The 5084-nt window shown below is 65.6% G+C and carries 6 protein-coding genes, 1 tRNA gene and 1 pseudogene; 5 read left to right on the forward strand and 3 right to left on the reverse strand.

The features are described from left to right. The 3 genes and pseudogenes from JWQ89_RS14495 to JWQ89_RS14505 all read left to right on the forward strand — a co-directional run. Window positions 1–388 (forward strand): annotated as a pseudogene (locus JWQ89_RS14495) (DNA recombination/repair protein RecA); the annotation flags it as partial. Window positions 389–572: 184 nt separating this feature from the next. Beyond that, complete coding sequence (locus JWQ89_RS14500) at window positions 573–1028, forward strand: DUF192 domain-containing protein (protein ID WP_299642140.1); 456 nt, start codon at window positions 573–575, stop codon at window positions 1026–1028. A 222-nt stretch (window positions 1029–1250) separates the two neighbouring features. Further along, the gene (locus JWQ89_RS14505) at window positions 1251–1703 is read left to right on the forward strand and encodes a metalloregulator ArsR/SmtB family transcription factor (RefSeq protein WP_299642142.1); all 453 of its coding nucleotides are present in this window, start codon (window positions 1251–1253) and stop codon (window positions 1701–1703) included. A gap of 68 nt (window positions 1704–1771) precedes the next feature. On the opposite strand, the gene JWQ89_RS14510 is transcribed toward JWQ89_RS14505, so the two are convergent. Then, window positions 1772–2587 carry a YdcF family protein gene (locus JWQ89_RS14510; RefSeq protein ID WP_299642143.1) on the reverse strand — a complete coding sequence of 272 codons (816 nt, stop codon included), beginning with the start codon at window positions 2585–2587 and terminating at the stop codon, window positions 1772–1774. A 72-nt stretch (window positions 2588–2659) separates the two neighbouring features. Between JWQ89_RS14510 and JWQ89_RS14515 the strand changes: the two genes are divergently transcribed. Beyond that, window positions 2660–2735: transfer RNA gene (locus JWQ89_RS14515), tRNA-Arg, on the forward strand. Between the two features lie 37 nt (window positions 2736–2772). Here JWQ89_RS14515 and JWQ89_RS14520 read toward each other — a convergent pair. After that, complete coding sequence (locus JWQ89_RS14520) at window positions 2773–3018, reverse strand: hypothetical protein (RefSeq protein ID WP_299642145.1); 246 nt, start codon at window positions 3016–3018, stop codon at window positions 2773–2775. A gap of 154 nt (window positions 3019–3172) precedes the next feature. After that, on the reverse strand, window positions 3173–4390 hold the full coding sequence (locus tag JWQ89_RS14525) for a LacI family DNA-binding transcriptional regulator (RefSeq protein ID WP_366144012.1): 1218 nt from the start codon (window positions 4388–4390) through the stop codon (window positions 3173–3175). A 47-nt stretch (window positions 4391–4437) separates the two neighbouring features. On the opposite strand from JWQ89_RS14525, the gene JWQ89_RS14530 reads away from it, so the two are divergent. Next, a partial coding sequence (locus tag JWQ89_RS14530; protein ID WP_299642149.1) for an ABC transporter substrate-binding protein occupies window positions 4438–5084 on the forward strand: 647 nt, incomplete at its 3' end.

Consider the following 5084-nt stretch of genomic DNA (forward strand, 5'->3'; position numbering starts at 1 on the left):
GGTCCGCCTCGACATCCGTCGCATCGGCTCGATCAAGGAGCGTGAGGAAGTCATCGGCAACCAGACCCGCGTCAAGGTGGTCAAGAACAAGCTCGCCCCGCCGTTCCGCCAGGTCGAGTTCGACATCATGTACGGCGAGGGCATCTCGAAGACCGGTGAGCTGCTCGACCTGGGCGTGAAGTCGGGCATGGTGGAAAAGTCCGGCGCCTGGTTCTCCTTCGACAGCCAGCGCCTGGGGCAGGGCCGCGAGAATTCGCGCCAGTTCCTCAAGGACAACCCGCAGATCGCCGACCTGATCGAAAAAGGGGTTCGCGAGAGTTCCGGCGTCCTCGCCGAGGCACTGCTGACCGGCCCGGAAGGCGACGAGGGCGACGAAGGGGAGCCGTGACCGGTCCCCACGGCACGACGGATCTAGCGAGGGCGCCCAGGTGGCGCCCTTTGCTTTGGGAATTGGGCATTCGCGTACCAGGTATTCCGGCCGCGCGACCAACCGTCGCCATCGTACCGGTGGGGCTTTGCGCGCTGTGGCGCGTCGGGTATCGTCAGGCGTCCGCCACCATAGCGATCCCACCATGCACATCCTGATCAAGGCCCTCACCGGCGCGTTCCTCCTGCTTGCGCTGCTGCCGCTCGGCGCTCAGGCCGACGACACTCATCTGACCATCCAGTCCACGAACGGCGATCACGCCTTCACCGTCGAAGTGGTGGATACGCCGGAAGCCCGAGCCAAGGGGCTGATGCTGCGCCGGTCGCTGGCGCCCGATGCCGGCATGCTGTTCGATTTCAAGGAGAGCCGCCCGGTGAGCTTCTGGATGAGCAACACGCTGATCCCGCTCGACATGGTGTTCATCAAGGCCGATGGCACCGTGGCCAATATCCACGCCGACGCCCGCCCGATGGACCTGACCTCGATCCCGTCCGAGGGCCCGGTAATGTTCGTCCTCGAAATCCCCGGCGGCCGCGCAGCCGAACTGGGCCTCGCCCCCGGCGATCACGTCGTGCATGACCGGATCAAGAGCGGGACTTAGGGACGGGGGGTGAATGGTGAATAGCTGACCGGACCGCCCCGCGGTCTCCCGCCATTTCCCCATTCGCCACTCACCATTCACGGCCGGCGGAGTCTCTCGCGGCAATAAGCTGTGACAATCCCACCCTGGGACTGTCACAGCCAGCCCATTGTGCTCCGCCTCGCTTGACACGTAACGCGATTGTTACAACTGTCCGCGCACGTCATTGTTTCGGAAGACGAAATGAGTCTGGCCGACCTCTATTCCGCGCTCGCGGATCCCACCCGCCTCAGGATGCTCGAGTTGCTGCACGACCAGCCAAGGCCGGTGCACCAGCTCGCCGGCGCCTTCGACATCAGCCGCCCCGCCATCTCGCGGCACCTTCGGGTGCTGAGGGAAGCGGGGCTGGTGAAGGAGGTAAAGCAGGGGCGCGAGAACCTCTATTCCTTCCAGCGCGACAAGCTGAAGCCGGGCGTTGCGTGGCTGGAGAAGCATCTGGCCAAAGCTCCGGTGAAGCCAAAGCCCAAGGTGGTCGAGAAGCTCGAGCTCGCAGCAGCGCCGAAGCCGAAGACGGCCGCAGAGCCCATTGAAGCGCCGAAGCCTGTCGCCAGGCGGAAAGCGGTGCCGAAGCCCGCGCCGCAGCCCATCGCGTCTCCACCGAGGCAGACCCCACAACTGTCCTTCTTCGACCTCTAGGGTCCGCTCCTCCACCCCACATCACGTGCGGAGTCGTCGTGGTGCCCTCATTGGGTTCCGTCGCCGGCCTACGGCCCCGGCACTAGCTCGTCGATCCGTCCGGTCAGATAATACCCCACCAGTCCCGCCCACTCGCGCAGCGCAATGTTGCTGACGGCGAGGTTCTCGGTCGATTGGTCCGGCTTGATGCGCACCCCTTCGGCCCCGCTCGCCAGATAGTCCGCCGGCCAGGGCAGGGCGGCAAACCCCGCCTTGCGGAACAGCCCTACCGCGCGGGGCATGTGAAAGGCCGAGGTGACCAGCAGCCATGTCTGCCCCTCGGTCGTGCCGGCCAGTTGCTTGGCGTATTGCGCGTTCTCCTCGGTGTTTCGCGACCTGTCGTCCAGCAGCAGGCGCTCCGGTGCAATGCCGAACGCCTCGAAGAAGCGCTTCCCCGCCAGCGCCTCCGGCTCCTGCTGCACCAGCGCCGCCGGGCCGCCCGCGATGACGATCTTCGCCTCCGGATGCCTCAGCGCCAGCCGCAGCGTCTCGACGAACCGGTCGCCCGAGCGGTTGAGCTCGTAGCCGCCGCGCACCGAGTTCACTTCGCCGTCCATGCCGCCGCCCAGCACCACGATGCCGTCGATCCGCGCCGGTTCCGCCGGCCGCACGAAGCGCTCCTCCAGCGGCGTGATCAGCAGGTAGCCGAACGTCGTGAAACTGAACGCGAACAGCAGCAGCACCGCGGTCCCGATCAACACCCGCGCCGGCCACAGCCGCTTCAGAAAGCTCAGCAGCAACCCGGCGACGAGCAGCAGCACGACCAGCGACAGCGGCTGCACCAGCAGCCAGAAAATACGGGTAAGATAGGGGAACAGGGCAGGGTCCTCGGATGACTCGCGCACCCTGCCACCCTCACGGGGAGTCGGCAAACCGAGGCCTGACAACCCGCCGCGTTTGCGCTACACCCGCGCCACGGCCTCGTAGCTCAGGGGATAGAGCAGCAGCCTTCTAAGCTGTTGGTCGCAGGTTCGAATCCTGCCGAGGTCGCCAGTCGTGACGGGGGGTAGGCCGGGAGGTCCGGCCTCCCTCAGTGACTCCGCCAGAACTGCACGTCCTCCTCGCCGACCAGCCGCAGGCCGTCGCTGTTTTCGACAAAGACCGAGGCATTCTCGCCCATCGCCCGCAACATTCGCGCCGCGAACAGCGCGTCCGAGATAGCCTCGTCGCGCTGCGTGTAGGGGCGGGGGCCGCCTGATGTATCGAGATCCTTTTCCGCGCTGGCGATCCGCCAGCCTGCACCATCATGCTTCACGAGTATCTTGACGGTCGTCATACCGCACGTTCTCCGATCCCGCCCTGAACGCTTCCGCCTGAACGCCCGAACTGAACGCTCGAAACTCGCCCCCGGTTGCTAGCCTGAAATCACGGCGGCAACAGGACATCGTGACTGGATAGCGTGACGGGGACGTGACGGCGGCCGCGGTGGCTCAGCCGATGCGCCGGGTGCTCTCGCGAACCACGAGGTCCGAGGTCAGCACCACATGGATCGGCTCGTTCTCCGGTACCGTGCCCTCGATGATGTCGATCAGCGAGCGGGTCGCCATCTTGCCGATGTCCTCGCGGGGCTGGCGCATGGTGGTGAGCGGCGGATCGAAATAGCGCGCCACGGCGATGTCGTCGAACCCGATCACCGAGATGTCGAGCGGGCAGTCGATCTTCTCGCGCCGCAGCCGGTGGATGAGGCCGATGGCCATCTCGTCATTGCCGCAGAAGACCGCCGTCGGCAGCTCGTCGGCGGCAAGGAACCATTCGGCCGCCGCGATGCCGGACTCCATGTTGTAGCTGCCCTGGAACAGCCATTCCGGCCGCACCTGCAGCCCCGCCTCATGCATCCCTTCCCGGAATCCGACGAGGCGTTCATTGGTCGACTGGTTGCGCGACGGGCCGATGATGTGGCCGATCTTCGAGTGCCCCAGCTCGCGCAGGTAGCGGATCGCCCGGCTGGCGGCGAGCCGGTTGTCGGTGATCACCGAGTTGATCTGCGGGTCGGGAATCTCGTCATAGGCGGCGACCAGCGGCAGCGACACCCCGTCGTCCCACAGGCCGTGCAGCGCGCCGGTATCGAGCGAGCCGTCGAACAGCAGCAGGCCGTCGGCGCGGTTCGACAGCAGATAATCGCGAAGCCAGCGGTTGGGGTCGTCGCCGATCCGGCTCGCCACCAGCACGCTGTAGCCGCGCACCGCCGCCTCGCGGATCACCGCGTCGACGATCGTCGAATAGAACGGGTTGCCGATATTGGGCGCCGCCAGCAGAATCGTCCGCGCCGCCTTCAGCCGCAGCGAGCGGGCCGCCTGGTTCATGGTGTAGCCGGTATCGCGCACGGCGGCATGCACCCGCTCACGCGTCGTCTCGGAAACCCTCTCGGGTGAACTGAGGACACGGCTCACGGTCGCCGCCGACACGCTGGCGTGACGGGCAACATCCTGAATCGTAGGGGTTTTTTTGATCACCACCATGGGTTCGGAGGGCTCCCTCGCCGCTGCGCGCTGACCCTGTCTAGTTCGACCTTGACAGCCGCGCAAGGAATGACTGAAACTCTTGTAATCGATTGCATTGATCTTCGGAAGGAAATTGGTGTAATCGATTACACGCAGCCAGCGCCGGAGGCTTCCCCTTAGAGAAGCCCCTGTGCGGCTGGCGCACATTTCGCGAGGAGCGTTCTGCTCCAGGGTGAACTTGGGAGGACTACATTATGAAGGCATTGTTGTCGGTGGTGGCCTTGTCGGCTGCCGCCCTGCTCGCTGGCACATCGGTCCAGGCGGCCGACGTGGAAGTGATGCACTGGTGGACGTCCGGTGGCGAGCAGGCCGCCGTGTCGGTTTTCGCGAAAGAGTTCGACGCGACCGGCGATAAGTGGGTGGACAACGCGGTCGCGCTTGGCGAGACCGCGCGTGCCACTATCATGCAGCGCGCGCTCGGCGGCGATCCGCCGGATGCCGCTCAGTTCAACCCTGGCCGCCAGTACGAAGAACTGATCGCCGCCGGGCTACTGCTCGACCTGACGCCGCTTGCCGAGAAGGAAGGCTGGGACAAGTTCATCCGTCCCGCCGAGACGGTTGCGCCGTGCAAGATCGACGGCAAGTGGTATTGCGTGCCCGTCAACATCCACATGCTGAACTGGGCCTGGGCGTCGATCCCGGCTTTCAAGAAGGCCGGCCTCGAAGTCCCGACCACCTGGGACGAATATATCGCCGACCTGCCCAAGCTGAAGGATGCCGGCGTCATTCCGTTCGCCGTCGGCGGTGACGGTGGCGGCTGGCAGGTCAGCCTGATGGCCAACCAGCTCGTGCTGTCGCAGCTCGGTGCTGAGACCGTCGAGAAGATCTGGAAGGACAAGGA

It is taken from the genome of Devosia sp. (assembly GCF_028290645.1).
Lineage (GTDB): Bacteria > Pseudomonadota > Alphaproteobacteria > Rhizobiales > Devosiaceae > Devosia_A.